The organism is Caproiciproducens sp. NJN-50 (assembly GCF_004103755.1).
Classification (GTDB): domain Bacteria; phylum Bacillota; class Clostridia; order Oscillospirales; family Acutalibacteraceae; genus Caproicibacter.
The window spans coordinates 768,086-787,075 of sequence record NZ_CP035283.1 but is presented as its reverse complement, the minus strand read 5'-3'; the positions used below and the strand labels follow the sequence as shown (position 1 = coordinate 787,075).

Genomic DNA, 18,990 nt, shown 5'->3' with positions numbered 1-18,990 from the left:
AGGGCGCGGCGTCTGCCGCGCCCTGTTCCCCGTTCCGCGCGCGGGCGGAAACGGGGAACGCGGGGACCGGAAGCCCCTCGATTCTCTTTTATTTCCTGCTCCGCCATAGTATAATTAACACATGGAAACCGCGTAACCAAGAGGAAAACAAGGCAGACTGCACAGGAAGGGGTGGATATGCAATGGCGGGTGATTCGGCCGAAAGCGAAAGATATAAGTATATTTTCAACGAGGTCCTCAAAATCACGGACGACGGGTTTATCGTGGTGGACAAAAACGGCGTGGTTACCGACATCAACGATCAGTACTGCGATTTTCTGGGAAAGCCCAAATCGGAGATCGTGGGCTACCCGATCAAGAAAACCATTAAAAACTCAAAAATGCCGGATATCGTGACGAACCTGTACAGCGAAGAGCTGGCGCTTCATAAATATGTGAGCGGAGACACCAAGGAAAACGACAACACCTTCGTCCTGGTCAGCCGCTCCTGTGTATATAACGACCAGGGCGAGGTGGTGGCCGGCGTGGCGCAGGTGAAGTTCCGCCTTCAGGCCCTGGCCTCGGCAAAGAGAATGATGAACGAATACGCCGAATTGGAGTTCTATCGGGAAGAGTATCGCAAAAGCACGGAAAATGCCTACACGTTTGATTCCATCGTGGGCGGCAGCGAATGCTTCGTGGAAAAAAAGAGGGCCGGCATCAAGGCGGCCCAGACCGATTTCGCCGTGCTTTTGACCGGAGAAACCGGGACCGGGAAAGAGGTCTTCGCCAGGGCGATCCACAACGCCAGCAGCCGGAAGGACAAACCGATGGTGAGCATCAACTGCGCGGCCATCCCCGCGGAATTGCTGGAGAGCGAGCTTTTCGGCTATGACGAGGGGGCCTTCACCGGCGCCAAAAAAGGCGGGAAAAAGGGAAAATTCCAATTGGCGAACAGCGGTACGATTTTTCTGGATGAGATCGGCGATATGCCCCTTTGCATGCAGGCAAAAATCCTACGGGTCCTTCAGGAGGAGGAGGTGGAGCCCCTGGGCGGGTCCGGGCCCGAAAAAGTGGATGTACGGGTAATTGCGGCCACCCGGAAAGATCTGAACAAGATGATCGAAACCGGGGAATTTCGCGAGGACCTCTATTACCGCCTCAACGTGGTCAACATCGAGCTGCCGCCTCTCCGCCAGCGCCGGGAAGATATTTTGGATCTGGCGAAATATTTTCTTGCCAAGCTCAACCGGCAGTACAATCAGTCCATCGTTCTGTCCGGCGATGTGAAGCGCTGCTTTTACAATTATCCCTGGCCGGGCAATGTCCGGGAGCTGAACAATGTGATTATGGGGGCCTACGCGATTTGCGACCGGCTCTCGATCGACCTGACCGACCTGCCGGCAAAGATGGCTGCCAGGCAAAGGTCCGGCCAGGCGGTGCACGGCGGCAAGAAGCTGTCCGATCTGGTGGACGACTATGAACGGCAGCTCATCCGGCAGATTTTGCGGGAAAAGAACAACAACTGTAGGCTGGCGGCCGAGGAGATGGGGATCCACCGGAGCGCTCTTTATAAAAAAATAGCGAAATTAAAAATTAAAAATTGCGTGTAGGGCTTCGCCTTGTTATAACATACCCGCCACCCTTTTCCGGAACCCCCGACTGGCTTGACCTCCCAACCGGAGTTCAGTCGGGCTTTTCGGATTTCGCAGGTTCAGACCAACCGCCGATATTGTCTTTTCAGAATGGCTGTATTTAAAACCGCCTCACCCGATGTCTTTTGGAAAATGGGTTCAAACTCGCTCATTACACCGGGTCCGCTATTCATTGTAATAAATGAATAGGACTGATCTCCTCCATTGCCGCTTTGTCTGACCGAAATTCCGATTTCTCCGTCCAACAGCGCAATCAGAAAGACCAGAATCAAGGCGATCAGCAAGACCAGTATAGAGAGTACAACCCTCTCTGTACTCAATTTTTTCATACAGTAATTCCTCCAGCCATTCCATCAGCGTCGTTGATCTTAAACTAAATATGAACGGCCCTAAACATAAAAATATCTATGTATGTTGACATAGCCGTTCTCATATCTGCTGCTCAACCGCGCATGCTTCGTTCGCCTTGCCGCCGATCCATCCTGCGCCGTTGGGACGCGGCCGCTGTCATTTCCATATATAGCGGTCCCCCCTGCGGCTTTGATTTGGTTACGGGAGGTCGCTGAAGGTTACAACTATCCAGCCGCTTTTATTGGCGCCCAGTCCAATCGCCCGCGCCGCCGCGGTGGAAAGATCAATACCCGCAGGGTTTAATACCGTATCTCCGAATTCGTCCTTCCCATTGTTAAAGTTATCATAAAATGCGGCATATGCTTCCGGCGTCCCCAGAGTGAGCCGACCATTCCAGGTCCTTCTCGCTGTGTCCCAATAGTTATCATTTTCGTTCCATGGACCCGCTTCCTCCACCCTCACGTTTGAAAGGGTCGCCGCGGATGAGCGTACCGTTACGGTATATGGCGGATTCTTATAGGGGCTTGACGAGCCAAGGTTGGCGGATTTAATATATTTGTCCGGCAAAGCGACTTCTGTTGCCCCTGATGTATCCGGCACATATTGTGTTGCGTATATCGTATGCGTAGTAATCCCGGCGTCCGGCTTCATGGCGCTTTCAACGGCGTTGTTCCTGTAATCCCTTTCGCCCTGCCACCATGCCTTAATCCAATTTCTGAAACCCGGATAGCTGTCTTTCAAAGCCGATTGAATCTCTTGATTCGTTTTGGCGGCCTGCGCCTCGACAGAAGCGTTGAACGCTTTGACATCGCCGCTTTTCGCAGAATTGCCCGGGCTTCTTGTCGCTTGAAATTGACTTAGCCCGACTGCTTCCAGTTCGGCCATCTGTTTGGACGACAGATCCAGGCTCTTTTGAAGATTTGCGAGATCGCTCTCCAATTTAGCGTCTTTCGTCCAAAACAGGTAATAAAGAATATTTTTTCCCGTGTCGAGGGGATTGGCCTTCGCGCTTTCTCCCGGCGCGGCAGCCGGGGAGGCCGGGGAATTAATCTGTTCTGCAAATGCCGGCGGAGAAACAACTGCGGAGAGCGCCAAGACCAGAACGATACTGACGAATTTTTTATAATTACGAACCACTGCCATTTCCTCCTTTGGTCCAATTTTCCGGACCCGGTCACAGATTTACGTGCGGAAAAACGGGAGAGAGGAGTCTGTCCCTCTCTCATGCGGTCATTTGACTCACCCCCCGTTTCCCCCTGAGTCTGTTTCAAGACGCGCAGTTGAAATTAGATCAGGGGATCTCTTCCGATCAATGAAACACAGTGACCGGAATATGTTAGGCAATTGCCTATATTCATATTATACGCCTGCCTAAAAAGAAGTCAATCGTTTTGAAAATATTCATCTATTTTTCAATCTTATAAGAGTTTATTTTCCATTCGTTATGGATTTTCCCCATATTTAAATAGAGTTTCTGAAAACCGCCGGTTTCGGCCAAAGCAATTTCATATTCTGCGGATACCGTGTTTTCTCCAATCTCTTTTGAATCAAGTTTTAAGGTCAGCGACTTCCAATTCACGGTTTTGCCGTCCATACTGAAATCGTTCTGATTGCTTCCCGGATCGGAGAGATTCCTTTTCATTTCCCTGACATCCCCGATCAGATAGGCTTTTACAAATCTGTTTGCGGTTTGCTGGAAACTGCTTCCGTCTGCGCTGTCCAAAAACGCTTTTCCTTTCGGATCGGACGCGGCGTTTGATCCAGCCTGAGGGACTTCCTCCGGATCGGAGAAACCGTCGATGCAGAGCTTACCGTTTTGATTTACAAAGGACAGGGCCTGTTCGTAAGCGCCTGCAAAGCCGGTCGAGGTGGCATATTGATACGTAACCGTGGCGCCGTTTTGATACGCTGAAACCTCATAGCTTTCCACCCACGGGCTGGATGTGCCGGTGGTCCAGCCGTTTGAATCGTATGCGTCATAAACGGCGGACTGGCACTTCGGACTCAGCAGGTCGTATTGTGCTTTTCCGTCGCGCTTTTTAACCGCCTCCGCCCATTTCCCGGCAATCGTCTGGATCGAGCTCACGGAGCCCTGCCGGGATGAACCGGGTTCGCTCTCTCCCTGATTACCTGCGGCAAGCGCCGCCCCGGTTCCCAAAGTTCCTATGAGGATCAAGCAAAGAACAACAACTCCGACTTTTTTCTTTTTTGTATCCATAATGGAGAAAATCCTTTTCCTCATCCCTGCCTTGCCGCTGTAAAAGTTGGTTGAGAACACCGTCTGCAGGTTTGACTGCCTTTTGATTGCGCCCAGTATGGTTTCACTGTATCGCCGCCTGCCGTCCAAACCAATTCCGCTCACGACTTCCGCATCGCATGAGATTTCGCACTGCAACGCGACGGCCCTCGCCACTAAGTAAACCACAGGGTTAAACCAGTGAAGTGCGGTTGCAAGAATCACCAGGCTCTTGAACCATAGGTCTTTCCGCTTGAAATGCACCATCTCATGCCTGAGAATATACGGCAGCTCGTCCATAGAAAAGCGGGACCGGGGCAGCAAAAGGACGGGATCCCGGAATCCCGTCATCATCGGGGTGGAAACGCAGGGGCATAGCTGCAATCTCACCCGCCCTGCGATCCCCATATCCCTTTTAATGCTCTCCAGCGCTTCGAGCATCTGCGGATCGTCAGCCGGTTCACTCCATCGTTTTACCATCATGAGAAAACGCGCATGCCTCAATCCGTGGTACAGGAGGAAAGCGGCGGCACCCGCCAGCCACAGGGCAAGAACGGCCGGAACCCAGGGGACCGCCGGAAAACCCTGGTTTGCCGTCACAACTTGGGCGGCAGCGGCGTTTCCGGCAGTCCGGGGAAGAACCTGCCGGAGCGGGGACGGAATGGCATCCGCCCGGATGAATACTGTGTGAAAACGGACCCGGAACGGAACGATCAGCCCAATCACGATGACCAGCCATGCGTAATAAATCCATTTTGCGGCATACCGTTTTGACAGCGTCGGGATCAGGGCCATAAAGACAAGCGCAAGCGCCGACATGGAAACGGAGCATTCAATCAGCGCCGTTAAAAATTCGCGCATATCAGTTCCTCCGTTCTTTCACCCACTTCAGCAGCTCCTCAACATCGCTGTTGCTGAGCCTCTTCCCTTCATACAGGGTATTGACCAGGTTGAGAAACGAATTTTCATGATACAGCTTCATGAAATTGCCCGTTTCAAATTCCAGATAGTCCTCTTTCGCCACCATCGGAAAATAGGTCCGTTCCTTGCCGTTTTTTTCCGTCCTCAGAAAGCTTTTTTTGACCAGCCGGTTCATCAGCGAGATAACGGTCGGAACTTTCCACCCCCGCTCGTTGCCCAGCCGCTCCATAACCATATTGGTCGTGATGGGCGGCTCGTTCGCCCAAACCACCTTCATGATCTCGAACTCTGTGTCCGGCAGCCTTTTCAGCTGATTCATGGCATTGATCTCCTTTTTAGACAATTGTCTATATCTGTATTCTATGCTTGTCCAACGCGGAAGTCAAGGATTCCGGGAATATTTTCGCAATAATAGGAGCGGATCTTTTCCCAGCCTTCACGAAAGGCGGAAATCGTTCCCATTCAGTTTTTAATCCGGCGCCCTATTGAAAGTCATGTAATGTCATGATATAATATATTACAATTATATAACATTACAGGAGGGGCAATATGATCAATTTCGATGAGGCAAAAGTGTTGCAGGACCATAAAAATGGAATCGAACTGATTCCACAGACCGAGGAGATTGTGGACCGGATCTGTAAAAGAGGATATTCCAACATCTTCTATATCGGGATCGGCGGGACCGTGCTGTATGCCGGACAGATGATGCATATCGTAAAAGAGCTTGGGGCCACGGTTCCGTTTTACCTGGAGAACGCCGCTGACTTCTGCCTGGAAGGAAACCCTTTTCTGAACAAAGATTCCGTGGTGGTGATCGAATCTGTCTCCGGGGATACAAAAGAAATTGTAGAGGCCATGGAAAAAGTCCACAAAATCGGGGCGGAAATTATCGGATATATTGAGAAAAAAGATTCTATCCTATTTAAAATGTGTGATAATGTTATTAATACAACCGGGGCCGCTTATTACTTCTGGTACACCGTGACGCTCCGTTTTCTTAAGAATGCCGGACAGTTTGACGCATATGACAATTTTTTCTCCGAGATTGTGAATATGCCTGAGAACGCCGTTCAGATCTACAAGGATGCGGATGAGGACGCAAAGGCATACGCCGAGAAATATTGCGATGAACCGCTTACATACCTGATCGGTTCCGGAAACCTTGAGGATTGGGCCACCTGCCACGGAATGTGTATTATGGAGGAAATGCAGTGGATGCGCACAAGGCCGGTATCGGCGGCTAATTTCTTTCATGGAACGCTGGAAGTGATTGAAAGAGATATTCCGGTCATTCTGATCAAGGGTGAAGACAAGACCCGTCCCGAGATGGACCGCGTCGAGAGCTTTGTGAACCAAATCAGCGCGAAAGTGATTGTATTTGACACGAAGAAATTCAAATTAAACGGAATCCGCGACGAGTTTCGGTGGATTCTGGCGCCGATCGTGATGCGCTCCGCATTCCAGAGAGTAAACGTGCATCTGGAACACTGCAGAAGACATCCGCTCGGAATCAGAAGATACTACCGGAGACTGGATTACTGATTCCCGAAAAGAAAAAAGGAGAAAGTATGGGGGAACTGATAAGAGAGAACGGCACACCGCTTTATCTGCAGCTGGCAGACGAACTGAGAGGGCAGATTGAAGAAGGAATCCTGAAGGAGAATGAGAAGATCCTTACGGAAAAGGAGCTGAGCGCGAAGTACGACGTCAGCAGGATCACCGTGAGGAAAGCGCTGGAAATTCTTTCGGATGAAGATCTGCTCACCAGAAAGCAGGGAATGGGCACGTTCGTGACCGGCAAGAAACTGGTCAGGAGCCTGAATACGCTTATGAGTTTTTCCCAAAACTGCATTCAAAACGGAGAGAAGCCGGGAACAAAATTTCTGTCCGCGGATATCGTCAATGCGATGCCCAACGATGTGAAATTCCTGAGCCTCCAAAAAGGCGAAAAAGTCATACGGATCCGCCGGCTGCGCTACTGCAACGACGTGCCGGTCATGCTGGAGGAAAACCATTTCCCGAGAAAGTTTGCCTTCCTCCTTTCGGAGGACCTGAACCAGCCGCTGTTCAGCACGCTTGCGGCGCATCATGTTATCATGAAAACCGGAACCAAAAAAATAGGGATCTGTTACGCGAGGAAGGAAGAGGCACAGGAATTGGGCGTAAAGGAAAACGAGGCCCTTCTTTATATGAGGGATACCTGCTCCGATACCGAGGGAAGCCCCATCTATTACGGCAAGAATATCATTAACGCCGACCGCTACACCTATATCCTGCAACTGAATGTGGACGAGGATGAAAAATAATGAACAAAATCAGGCGAGAACAGATTTCCGCCATGAATATCCAGTATAAGTATTATCCGCTGACACGTTTTTTGGACGACACGGTCCGTTCCGGCCTGTCCTGCATCGAGCTGTGGGGCGCGGCTCCGCATTTCCATCCGGAGGACATGACCTACCGCGATGTCAAAAACGTCAGAAAAGAAATCGAAAGCCGCGCGTTAAAGCTGGTCTGTTATACCCCGGAACAGTGTGTATATCCCATCAACCTGGCGGCGCCGTATGAAGCGGAGCGCCGGCGGAGCCTTAAATTCTTTGAAGACGCGATCCGCGTCGCGGCGGAGCTGGGAAGCGACAAGGTGCTTGTCACTTCCGGGACCGGCTATTTTGACGGAAGCGACCTGAAAAACGCCTGGAAATACGCCGAAGAAAATCTCTCCATGCTGGGAGAAATGGCGAAAGACTACGGCCTCAGGCTGGCGCTTGAGGTGCTCCGGCACGACGAGAGCAATCTGGTCTACGACCTTAAAACACTCAGCAAAATGCTTTCCGAAATCAATATGGATTCCGTGTGCGGGATGGTCGACACCATTCCGATGGCCCTGGCGGGAGAAACGCCCGCCATGTACCTTCAGGCGCTTGGCAAAAAACTTTTACATATCCATTTTATTGACGGCGCGCCCAGAGGGCATCTGGCCTGGGGCGACGGAATTCTGGATGGGAAGAAGTATCTGTCCGAACTGGAGGAATACGGCTACGAAGGATATCTCTCCCTCGAGATTACCGACGGGAGGTATTATATGGAGCCCTGGAAGTCCATAGAACAAAGTGTGCGGCAGCTTTTTCCTTTAATTTCAAAGTAGCCCTCAGGCAATATCCAACAAAAATTCCATGTACAAGCTTAACAAATTAACAATTTTTCTTCCGGCGGTTGAATAGCTATTGTCAATTTATTATATATATGATATAACAATATAAAATGAATTAGCAATACATTATAATATGTCATAAGGAAGTTTCTACTATGATCAGAACTTTGGGGATCGGTGATAACGTCTGCGATAAATATCTTCATATCTCAACCATCTATCCGGGCGGCAACGCCCTGAACGTGGCGGTATTCAGCAGAATGTTCGGCGCACAGGCAGCATACCTCGGGACCTTCGGGGACGACATGGTCGGAAAGCATGTCTACGAGACCGCGGCGGAAATCGGCCTTGATCTTTCGCACTGCCGCTTCGAGCATGGAAACAACGGCTGTGCCCGCGTCCAGCTGGTTAACGGGGACCGCGTATTCCTGACGGGCAATCATGGCGGAATCTCCAGAGAGAAGCCTCCGGCGCTGACGGAGATGGACGAGGAGTACATCAGCGGATTCGATCTGGTCCATACGAGCGTGTACAGCTATCTGGAGCCTCAGCTGCCGGCGATCCGGAGGGCGGCGAAGTTCGTATCCATGGATTTTTCCAATCGGACGGACGACAACTACCTGCGCGGCTGCTGTCCCTATATCGACTGCGCGGAGATTTCCTGCGGCGATCAGGATGAAGCCGGGATCCGGGCTGCAATGAAAAAAATCATGGATTTCGGATGCGGACATATCGTCATCGCAACACGGGGTTCGAAAGGCGCGTTTGTTCAGGTCGACGGCAATTTCTATGAGCAGTCCCCCCTCCTGGTCAAGGCCAGGGATACCATGGGGGCCGGAGATGCCTTTATCGCATGTTTCCTGACAAATTATATCGATGGAATCAAAGATGCTGTTGATTTCGGCCCGGATTCCGGAAACCGGGGAATCACGACCGCCGCAGAATATAAGGATTGTCTGATACGCTCAAGCCTTTACAGGGCTTCGGTTTTTTCTTCCGCTCAATGTCAGAGAGACGGTTCCTTCGGATTCGGAAAACAGATCGATTTGACGGAAGAAGATAGAAAGGTCATGAAAAAGGAGAGCGTGTGAGAATAAAGGGATATTCAAAGTAAGGACCCGAAAGGAGAGGTAAGTATGAAAAAAGGGATACTGAAAAAAGCAGTCGGATTAACCATGGCCTGTATTATGGCAATTTCCTTTGCCGCATGCGGCGGAAGCTCTGGCTCCGGAACCGCATCGGCCGGCGGAAGCTCGGCGGCAAGCACGGCTTCCACGGGCGGAAAAAAAGTGATCAAGTTCTTCCATCGTTTCCCGGACGAGCCCTACAACAGTTTCATTGAAGGCAAGCTTCACGAGTATGAAGCGTCTCATCCCGACATCAAGTTCGAGATCTCAAGCGCGCAGAACCAGGATTACAAGGAAAAGATCAAAGTCGTCGTGGGTGGCGATGACACGCCGGATATCTTCTTCAGCTGGGCGGGTGATTTCACGGAGAGATTTATTCGTGAAAAACTGATCCTGGATCTGACGCCTTATCTGGATAAAGACGCGGAGTGGAAGAATTCACTGCTTGCGAACCAAATGAGTATCTATACGAATAAAGACGGTATGGTGTACGGCATTCCGTTCCGTCTTGACTGCAAGCTCTTCTTCTACAATACGGAGCTCTTTTCGAAGAACGGGGTCGAAGCTCCGAAGACTTTCGACGATCTGCTCGCTGCCTGCGCGAAGCTGAAGACGGCCGGCGTAACGCCGATCGCATACGGCAATTCCGAGCCATGGGCGGGTCTCCACTACATTGGAACCTTGAACCAGATTTTCGTTCCGGACGAGATCAGAGCGAAGGACTATGAGCCTGCATCCGGTAAATTCACGGACCCCGGCTATGTCCAGGCCATGCAGTATTACCAGAAGCTCCTTCCATACATGACGGAGAATCCGGACGGCGTAAAGCCGGATATGGCAAGATCCATGTTCGCTATGGGTCAGGCGGCCATCTATTACGGAGAGCTGATTGAAATTCCGTATATCAAGACCGACGGCCCGGATCTGAAATTCGGCATGTTCAAATTCCCGCAGATCGCCGGCGCAAAGGGCAACCAGGATATTCTGACGGGCGCCCCCGAAGGATTCGTCATCTCTTCAAAAACCAAGTACCCGGACGAGTGCGTGGAATTCTTAAAGTGGTTCCTCGGGAAAGACGTAGGCACCGAGCAATGCCAGAAGATCGGCTGGTTCAACGCTGCGAAGGACACGACGAACGGGCTGAAGGATCAGTCTTTGATCGATGGCTATCAGGTCGTAAGCGAAGCGAAAGACATGAGCGAGTGGCTCGACAATGCGCTGTACTCCACCGTATCCGAAGAGTACCAGGAGGAAGTATCCAACCTTTCAAACGGTTCCGTCACACCGGAAAACGCGTTGAAAAAGATCCAGGATAAGGCGAAAGAAGCGCAGAAACTGGTTCAAACCGGAAGCTCAAGCCAGTAAACACAAGTTTCCGGCGTATGTCTCTGGAATGCCCGGTATTCCCGGCGTGAAGTATGTGTCATTAAAATAAAACGAAAAACAGCTGTAACCCCCTGATATAAAGCAACTGCGGGCAGGCTTCCTCAAGGAGACCTGCCCGTATTTCAAAAAAGCAGGTGAAGAATTTGAAAACAAGGAAATATGTCCCATATCTCTACATGTTTCCCGGACTCATCATGGTTCTGTTCTTTGTCTATATCCCGGTTCTCATGAATATAGGATACAGCTTTTTCCGGCTTTCCTCCTATTCCGCCGGGGCGACCTTTGTCGGTCTGGACAATTACCGGAGATTTTTTACAGACGATACCTTTCCCGTCATGCTTAAAAACAACGGGCTGTACTGCATCATTTCCCTGATCGTTCAGGTCGGGTTCGGAACGGTCATGGCGCTGATCCTGGAAGGCTCCGCGATCGGGAAAAAAATGAGAGGCATTTTCCGCAATATTTATTTTATGCCGTCGCTTATCTCGCTGGTGGCGGTAGGCCTGATGTTTACGTTTATCTACGAGCCCAACGTCGGCTTCATAAACTCTCTGCTGAAAGCAATGCACTTGCCCGGGAAAGCATGGCTGGGTGATTCCAAGCTTGCGATTTACTGCATCATCGCCATGAGCCAGTGGCAGTTTACAGGATATATCACCCTGCTGATGGCCGTCGCTTTTCAAAACGTCCCGGAGGATTACGCCGAAGCGGCCGCGATCGACGGGGCGGGTCCGGTGAGAAGAGCGGTCAGCATCCTGATCCCCCAGGCCAAGGAACAGCTTTTGGTATGCTCCATCATTACGGTTATCGGCGCGTTTAAGCTGTACACGGAAGTTTACTCCACAACGAGCGGCGGGCCCGGAAACAGTTCCCAGGTTCTCGGACTGTTCCTGTATCAGCAGGCTTTCCTGCATGACGACCTCGGAATGGCCGCCGTGACCGGCGTATTCATCTTTGTGATCACAGTCGTGCTTTCCGTGCTGCAGTTAAAAGTAACGAGATCGGGAAAGGACTGAAGGTGGCAAAAGAGATATGAAAACTATGAATCATCATTTCACATCCAAAGTTCTTCTCAATCTGCTTTGCATCCTCCTGTGCGTCGTGATCTTTGCTCCTCTTTTCTGGATCATTCTGAACTCCTTGAAAACCAATCAGGAACTATTCAAGAACTCCCTTTCCCTGCCGCAGGTATGGAGATTCGACAATTATGCCAAAGCGTGGAAGCTGGGCCTGTACAAATATTTCGGCAACTCGGTCCTGGTAAGCTCGATCTCGCTCTGCGCAATCCTCATTTTCTCTTCACTTCTCGCTTACGGACTCACAAGGTTCAAAGCCAAAGGAGTCGGAATCATCTTCATCATCGTGCTCGGCGGAATGGCGCTTTCCGAGCAGGTGGCGCTGGTTCCGCTGTATAAAATGCTGAAAGCGCTGCAAATCTACGATACCTATTTTGCGGTCATTTTGCCGTATATCGCATTCCGGATTCCATTCACCGTGTTCCTGATGCGCGCTTATTTCATATCGATCCCGGCCGAATTGGAAGAGGCGGCGATTGTGGACGGGTACAACAGCTTCCAGATATTCACAAAGATCATCGTTCCGATCAGCAAGCCGATCTTTGCCTCCTGCGCCATCGTAAACCTGAATTTCGTATGGAATGAATTCCTCTTTGCGAATGTATTCCTGAACAATAAGGCAATACAGACGATCCCAATCGGCCTGATGACATTTAGAGGAGACCTGAAAATCGACTACACGACGACGCTGGCCGGCCTGATTATCGCATCGCTGCCGTTAATCATCCTGTTCTTTTGCATGTCGAAGCAATTCGTACGCGGGCTTACCGCCGGAGCGGTGAAAGGCTGATGAGGATGAAGGCGGTAATTTTCGATATGGACGGCGTGATTGTGGATACGGAGCCTGTGAATCAGCAGCGCATTCTTCAATATGTCCGGAAATTCAATTCTTCGGCAAAAGAGGAGGATTTGAACGATATCGTAGGGAGAGGGACGAAAGAGGTCTGGGATATCGTTGCGAAGGTATCCGGATCCGGGAAAAGCGCGGAAGAAATGAAAGAAGAGTACCGCCTCCAGTGGATCCCCCGCCACTGTGAAAACATCGACTATCTGAAGCTCTTCAGGCCGGCTGTCAGGGACGTGCTTTCCTATGCCCGGACAAACGGCATCAGAACGGCGGTGGCCTCTTCAACGGAATATAAAAAAGTGAAAGCGATCCTTACGGAAGTGGGGATCTTTGACAGCCTGGATGTGGTCGTCAGCGGCGAGGACTGCATCAGGCCGAAGCCGTATCCGGACGTCTATCTTGAGACGGCCAAAAGGCTGAGGGTAGCTCCGGAAGAATGCCTGGTCATTGAGGATTCCACCGTCGGAATAGAAGCCGCAAACCAGGCGGGGACAAGGGTAGCGGCGCTGATCGACCACCGGTTTCCGTTCGACCGCAGAAAAGCGGACGTTGAGATCGCCTCTGTCGCGGACGCGATTCCGCTGATGAGCAAAGAGCGGAAAGAAAAAAGCGCGCAGTAATGTTTGACATGTGCCATCAATTGTATTATAATAGTTATAACAAAATAATACCATTGTTGCGTCTGCCGGGCGGGTAGACCACAAAATACTGAGAGGGATAAAAATGGAAGCAAAAAAAATTATTTCGGAAATTAAAAAAGAGACCCCGGACATCAAGTCCGTGTATTATGTGGGTTGCGGCGCATCGAAAGCGGAGCTCTATCCCGGGAAATACTTTCTTGAGGAAAACTCAAAAGCGCTTCGCATCGGTCATTTTACGGCCAATGAATTTGTACACGCAACACCGGCCGCCGTGGACAGTACCGCTATTGTAATCACCTGTTCCCTCGGCGGAAACACGCCGGAGACCGTAGCCGCGTCCAGGCTGGCGATGGAAAAGGGCGCTAAAGTCATAGCGGTTACCCACAAGGCGGATTCACCCCTCGCGAAGAACGCGGATTATGTGATCGTGCATGGTTTTGAAAAGAGCTACGCGGCAAAACTGGAAAAGATGGTAAATGTGCTCGATCTCTCCGTGGAAATCTTAAATCAGTATGAGGGATATGAACATTACGAGGATATGCAGACGGCTTTCGGCAAGATCTATGGCATGATCGAAAACGCCGTTTCCTTTGTTGTCCCCGCCGCAAAGAAGTTCGCGGAAGATTACAAGGACGCCCCGGTCGTATATGTGATGAGCTCGGGCGCGACACAGTGCGTGGCATATACGTTCTCTCTGTGCCTGATGATGGAAATGCAGTGGATCAACTCCGGCTGTTTCCACGACGGAGAATTTTTCCACGGCCCGTTCGAAATCGTGGATAAGGACGTTCCTTTCATCCTGCTGATGAACGAAGGCCGCACGCGCGCCCTGGACGCACGCGCCATGGAATTTCTTCTCCGCTTTCAGGCCAAGGCGACTATCGTGGACGGGAAGGATTTCGGAGTGGGATCTCTTCCGCCGTCCGTAGCGGAGTATTTTAACCCCATGGTGCTGAGCGCCGTGATGAGAGTATATGCGGAACAGATCGCGATTGCCCGCAGCCATCCGCTGACCATGAGAAGATACATGTGGAAACTGGAATACTAATCCTTGTTTTTTCTATACAAGCAGAGAATTTGAAGGCCTAAAATCTTGCCGTGAGGAAGACGGATATCTCTAAATAAATATTTGGAAAAGGCTGACATAAAAAACATGAAAAAAGCAGCGCAAAACAAGGAATGGTTACATATGCTGTATGTCTTAGCCGGCGTAGCCTTGTTTTCCGCGGCTTACAGGTTCTTTTTAGTTCCCGCAGGACTCTACAGCGGGGGCTTTACCGGAATCGCGCAGATAATCAAGTGGGTGATCTCCGATATGTGCGGGATTCCCGTGCCCGCAAATATCGATATCGTGGGCATTATCGTCTGGCTGATGAATATTCCGCTGGTATTCATGGGCCTGAGCGTGGTGGGACGCAAATTCATTATTCGCACGATCATCGCCGTGTGCGTTCAGTCCTTCCTGATGACGGTGCTTCCGTCTCCGCCGGCGCCTCTGTTTTCAGACGCCCTGCTAAACAGCGTGATCGGCGGGGCCATCTCCGGCTATGGCGTGGGCCTGTCGCTCAGGGAAGGTGGTTCCGGAGGCGGGACAGATGTGGTGGGAATGGTCTGCTCCAAGAAGTATCCTGGTTTCAGCGTTGGAAAGATCGGTCTCATCATAAACATCTGTGTCTATCTCTTCGCGGCTGTGAAGCTCAATCTGGAGACAGCCGCTTATTCGCTTGTATTTTCATTCATCGCGGCTGTCGTCATGGATAAAGTGCACGACCAAAACATCAAGCTTACGGTGTTCATCATATCCAAAAGTCCGGAGCTCGGCAAAAAGCTGATAGATTTTACGGGCAGAGGAATGACCAGCTGGAGCGGCTGGGGAGAATTTACCCGGCAGGGACAGCTGGTTCATATGATGGTCATCAACAAATACGAATGGCAGTTTCTGAAAAGATTCCTTCTTCAGGAAGATCCGAAGGTTTTCGCTTTTGTTGTTTCTCCGAACATGATCCTTGGAAAGTTTGAAAGGCGTCTCGAAGTACGGTAGAAAAGGATCAGATCATACACCTTCACATCACATGCCGGTAAACTAAGTCAAGTAAAAAAGGCCCTTTCCCAAAACGCTGGTTAAGCCAGTCATTTGGGAAAGGGTCTTTTTCATCGGTCCAAAATATCCGCAATCCGTTTGCTGGCTTGTCCATCCCCATATGGATTGGGTATAATTTGCTTTCGACTGTTGTTTTTGATGCATCAGCTGCCGTGTTTCCCGTTACCAGTGTTCCATGCACCGTTATGACAAAAGGACTTCGTCCGTCTCTTCCTGCACACCGGCAATCTCCGCAAATTTTTGGAGCAGATCGGCCTTTTTCAGCTTCTTTTTCTCCTCTCCGGAAATATCAAGGATAATTTTTCCCGCATTCATCATCAGCAGCCGATTTCCGTGACGGATGGCATCCGTCATATTGTGGGTGATCATCATAGCCGTTAAATTGTTTTCCGCGACAAACTGATCGGAAAGCTCCAGTACTTTCGCGGCAGTCGCGGGATCCAGCGCCGCAGTGTGCTCATCGAGGAGCAAAAGCCTCGGCTTTTGCAGCGTAGCCATCAGCAGCGTGAGAGCCTGTCGCTGGCCGCCGGAAAGCAGTCCTACTTTGGCGGTCATGTGTTCCTCCAGCCCAAGCCCGAGTTTTTTCAGCGCTTCGTGATATTGTTCGCGCTCGGATCTGGTGACTCCCCACCGCAATGCGCGCCTGCTGCCGCGGCGAAAAGCCAGAGCCAGATTTTCCTCGATTTCCATATTGGCGGCCGTCCCCATCATCGGGTCCTGAAAAACCCGGCCAATGTACGGCGCGCGCTTATATTCCGGCAGGCCGGTCACGTCCGCGCCGCCAATGGAAATGGTCCCTTCGTCCACGGGCCAGACCCCTGCGATGGCGTTCAGCAAAGTGGATTTCCCCGCGCCGTTGCCCCCGATCACGGTGACAAAATCCCCTTCGTCCAGATGGAGATCAACTCCGCAGAGAGCTGTTTTTTCATTGACCGTGCCAATGTTGAATGTTTTGCAGACCTTACATAACTCAAGCATTTTTCCGCGCTCCCCTCCTGCCGGCAAGGGCAAAAGAATTTTTCGACTTTGCCCTGAGATACGGGACAGCCAAAAAAATCGCCACAATCACGGCCGTAAGCAGTTTGAGCAGGTCCGTCGGCATTTTCAGCCACATGACAAGGCCGATGACCAGATAGTAAACGACTCCGCCGAACACGACAAAAATCAGGCGGTAAGCGAAATTCATGTGTTTGCCGAGAAGCGCGTCCCCCAGGACCTCCCCGATAATGACGGCGGCCAGCCCGATAACGATGGACCCCTGCCCCATTTTGATGTCAGCGAATCCCTGATACTGTGCCAGGAGTCCGCCGGAAAGCCCGACCAGCCCGTTGGATAAGCTGATTGCAAGCACTTTCATAAAATCAATATTGATTCCCTGCGCCTTTGCCATCTGAGGGTTGCTGCCGGTGGCCCGGATGGCGCTTCCCTGCTCTGTGCCGAAATACCAGTACAGGACGCAGATCAAAACCGCCGCGAAAACAAGCGCTGTGACAATGGAGCTTTCAACATTCCGCAGTGTCACGATCAACGGATATTTATCCACGTTTACCGCCTTGTTTGCGCCGCTCAGGACAACCAGGTTCACCGACCAGAGCGAAATCTGAGTCAGAATCCCCGCGAGGATGTCCGGAATTCCCAGAACGGTGTTGAGCAGGCCGGTGACAAGCCCCGCGGCAAACCCCGCGGCCACAGCGGCGGCGAGAGCCAGCGGAACCGGCAGGTCCGCAAGAATCAGAACGACCGCCACGGCGCCGCCTGTTGCAAAGGTGCCGTCCACCGTCAGATCCGCGAAATTCAGCAGCCGGAACGTGATGAATACCCCCAGAGCCATGATCCCCCAAATAATGCCCTGCGCGACATTGCCCGGAACGGCTGTGAGAAAATTCATGGGGTCGAGAGAGGAGAGATAGGCCATTGGTTCCATAGCGTTTTCCTTTCTTTGTGCCGAGAAATCAAAAGGGCAAAGCGGTGCCTCCGTTCGGAGACACCGCAGACTTCAATTCGCGTAAACTCGTCAGGACGCTTTCTGGATCGCCTGGTAGCCGCTGGGGGGAGTAATCCCCATCTCCTTGCAGATATCGGGGTTATACTCTTTTGTGAATTTGGGAGCGTACTTTACTTTCATCGTGGAAGGATCCGCACCGTTGACAAGAATGTCATAGGCCATCTCACCCGTCGTGTACCCCAAATCATAATAGCTGATGGAAAGCGTCGCGATACCGCAGCCGGAGCAGATGCCCTCCTCTCCGGCAATCACCGGGATTTTCGCAGGAAGGCAGACGTTTTTGATGATTCCGGTATTTGAAGCGACGGTGTTGTCCGTGGGAAGATACAGCACGTCGCTTTCGGAAGCCGCCGTCTTGGTGACGGACTGCACATCGTTAGAGTCGGAGAAGGTATATTCTTTGCAGGTATAACCCATCTTTGAAAGCTCTTCCGTAATCACCTTGGCCTGATACTTGGAGTTCGGCTCCGCGGAACAGTAAAGGATGCCGACTTTTTTAGCCTTTGGAAAAAGCTCATTCAACATTTTCGCCTGCTGGTCGAGAGGAGCCAGATCGGAGGTACCGGAGACATTCTTTCCGCTCGCGCCGGTCCAGTTGTCAATGCCGAGAGCAGTGCCGTAATCGGTGACAGAAGTGCCGAGGATCGGAATTTTGCTTGTCGCCGTCTGGGCAGCCTGAAGGGCCGGCGTGGCATTTGCCATAATAAGGTCTACATTGGAAGAAACGAACTGATTGCTGATAACGGCACAGGTAGCCGTGTCCCCGGACGCATTCTGCACATCGAAGGTGACTTTGCTTCCCAGCTTGTCGGTCAGCGCCTGCTGAAAGCCCTTTGTTGCCGCGTCAAGGGCAGGATGCTGCACCAGCTGGCAGATTCCAACGGTATAGCTTTTTGCTTCCGACTGCTTGGATGCGGCCGGCGCGGATCCATCGGAAGCCGCCGGCGACGAGTCCGCTTTGGAAGAATTTGGAGCGCCTCCGCACGCCGTCAGCGACAGCGCCATCACTGCGGCCAACAGGAATGCCGGAATTCTCTTTCTCATGTTATCCCTCTTTCTTGTCAATCCATTTAAATATAAAAACAGTGGCCTGCCTTTTTAAGACAAGCCACTGTTTCTCTGAAAATATAGAAGAGACTATCGTCCCGTAATGGCATGCCTATTATGTTTTGCAAAAGTAAAAAAGTAATAATAGGCATAATAAAATCGGCCCGCCTTTGTGCGAACATCGTCAGCGATAACTTTGGAGGAAAAATTGCCGCGCATTTTCGGGGGCCTCCTTTTTAGTTTTAGATTACATATAATATAGCACTTTAAATTGTTAAATTCAATTGTTGAAACATCCAATTATCCTCAGTCAATTGCGTCTTATTTTTAAGAAACCGACAAATTCCACCCGCCGCGGGCCACAACAGGTCCTTAAGAAGGATTGCAGCCGCAATTTCGGAATGCAGCGACAAGATTTTGAAATTAAAAGGCTATAAAACCGGACTCATAGGGAAAAATTATAG

Annotated in this window: 18 protein-coding genes; 11 read left to right on the top strand and 7 right to left on the bottom strand. The window is 51.1% G+C overall.

Features of this window, described 5'->3' with window-relative positions; all coding sequences use genetic code 11:
* Positions 1-182 precede the first annotated feature (182 nt).
* Entirely contained in the window at positions 183-1,592 is a 1,410-nt protein-coding gene (locus EQM14_RS03820; protein ID WP_128741707.1) for a sigma-54 interaction domain-containing protein, read from the top strand.
* Positions 1,593-1,693: 101 nt separating this feature from the next.
* Here EQM14_RS03820 and EQM14_RS03815 read toward each other — a convergent pair whose 3' ends face one another.
* From EQM14_RS03815 to EQM14_RS03800, 4 genes are all read right to left on the bottom strand, one after another.
* Positions 1,694-1,963 (bottom strand): hypothetical protein, encoded by a 270-nt coding sequence (locus EQM14_RS03815; RefSeq protein WP_128741706.1) that lies wholly within the window; start codon positions 1,961-1,963, stop codon positions 1,694-1,696.
* 220 nt (positions 1,964-2,183) lie between these two features.
* Complete coding sequence (locus tag EQM14_RS03810; protein ID WP_128741705.1) at positions 2,184-3,080, bottom strand: hypothetical protein; 897 nt, start codon at positions 3,078-3,080, stop codon at positions 2,184-2,186.
* A gap of 310 nt (positions 3,081-3,390) precedes the next feature.
* Complete coding sequence (locus tag EQM14_RS03805) at positions 3,391-5,082, bottom strand: M56 family metallopeptidase (RefSeq protein WP_128741704.1); 1,692 nt, start codon at positions 5,080-5,082, stop codon at positions 3,391-3,393.
* Between the two features lies 1 nt (position 5,083).
* On the bottom strand, positions 5,084-5,461 hold the full coding sequence (locus tag EQM14_RS03800) for a BlaI/MecI/CopY family transcriptional regulator (RefSeq protein ID WP_128741703.1): 378 nt from the start codon (positions 5,459-5,461) through the stop codon (positions 5,084-5,086).
* Positions 5,462-5,691: 230 nt separating this feature from the next.
* On the opposite strand from EQM14_RS03800, the gene EQM14_RS03795 reads away from it, so the two are divergent.
* From EQM14_RS03795 to EQM14_RS03750, 10 genes are all read left to right on the top strand, one after another.
* A complete protein-coding gene (locus tag EQM14_RS03795) occupies positions 5,692-6,687 on the top strand; it encodes an SIS domain-containing protein (protein ID WP_128741702.1) in 996 nt (331 codons plus the stop codon).
* 26 nt (positions 6,688-6,713) lie between these two features.
* Positions 6,714-7,451 carry a GntR family transcriptional regulator gene (locus EQM14_RS03790; RefSeq protein ID WP_128741701.1) on the top strand — a complete coding sequence of 246 codons (738 nt, stop codon included), beginning with the start codon at positions 6,714-6,716 and terminating at the stop codon, positions 7,449-7,451.
* Positions 7,451-8,290 carry a sugar phosphate isomerase/epimerase family protein gene (locus EQM14_RS03785; protein ID WP_128741700.1) on the top strand — a complete coding sequence of 280 codons (840 nt, stop codon included), beginning with the start codon at positions 7,451-7,453 and terminating at the stop codon, positions 8,288-8,290. Before EQM14_RS03790 ends, EQM14_RS03785 begins: the two co-directional genes overlap by 1 nt.
* Positions 8,291-8,451: 161 nt before the next feature.
* Complete coding sequence (locus tag EQM14_RS03780; protein ID WP_128741699.1) at positions 8,452-9,387, top strand: PfkB family carbohydrate kinase; 936 nt, start codon at positions 8,452-8,454, stop codon at positions 9,385-9,387.
* Between the two features lie 45 nt (positions 9,388-9,432).
* Positions 9,433-10,788, top strand: a complete 1,356-nt coding sequence (locus tag EQM14_RS03775; RefSeq protein WP_128741698.1) for an ABC transporter substrate-binding protein — start codon at positions 9,433-9,435, stop codon at positions 10,786-10,788.
* Between the two features lie 164 nt (positions 10,789-10,952).
* Positions 10,953-11,825, top strand: coding sequence for a carbohydrate ABC transporter permease (locus tag EQM14_RS03770; protein ID WP_128741697.1), 873 nt, complete (start codon positions 10,953-10,955; stop codon positions 11,823-11,825).
* A gap of 16 nt (positions 11,826-11,841) precedes the next feature.
* Positions 11,842-12,675, top strand: a complete 834-nt coding sequence (locus EQM14_RS03765; RefSeq protein WP_243112606.1) for a carbohydrate ABC transporter permease — start codon at positions 11,842-11,844, stop codon at positions 12,673-12,675.
* 5 nt (positions 12,676-12,680) lie between these two features.
* Entirely contained in the window at positions 12,681-13,352 is a 672-nt protein-coding gene (locus EQM14_RS03760) for an HAD family hydrolase (protein WP_164918954.1), read from the top strand.
* A gap of 103 nt (positions 13,353-13,455) precedes the next feature.
* The gene (locus EQM14_RS03755) at positions 13,456-14,421 is read left to right on the top strand and encodes an SIS domain-containing protein (RefSeq protein WP_128741695.1); all 966 of its coding nucleotides are present in this window, start codon (positions 13,456-13,458) and stop codon (positions 14,419-14,421) included.
* 141 nt (positions 14,422-14,562) lie between these two features.
* Entirely contained in the window at positions 14,563-15,414 is an 852-nt protein-coding gene (locus EQM14_RS03750) for a YitT family protein (RefSeq protein ID WP_164918953.1), read from the top strand.
* Positions 15,415-15,657: 243 nt separating this feature from the next.
* Here the strand turns inward: EQM14_RS03750 and EQM14_RS03745 are convergent, their stop codons facing one another.
* From EQM14_RS03745 to EQM14_RS03735, 3 genes are all read right to left on the bottom strand, one after another.
* Positions 15,658-16,452 (bottom strand): ABC transporter ATP-binding protein, encoded by a 795-nt coding sequence (locus tag EQM14_RS03745; RefSeq protein WP_128741693.1) that lies wholly within the window; start codon positions 16,450-16,452, stop codon positions 15,658-15,660.
* Entirely contained in the window at positions 16,445-17,398 is a 954-nt protein-coding gene (locus EQM14_RS03740) for an ABC transporter permease (protein WP_442861470.1), read from the bottom strand. Before EQM14_RS03740 ends, EQM14_RS03745 begins: the two co-directional genes overlap by 8 nt.
* A 90-nt stretch (positions 17,399-17,488) precedes the next feature.
* A complete protein-coding gene (locus EQM14_RS03735) occupies positions 17,489-18,523 on the bottom strand; it encodes an ABC transporter substrate-binding protein (protein ID WP_128741692.1) in 1,035 nt (344 codons plus the stop codon).
* Positions 18,524-18,990 lie beyond the last annotated feature (467 nt).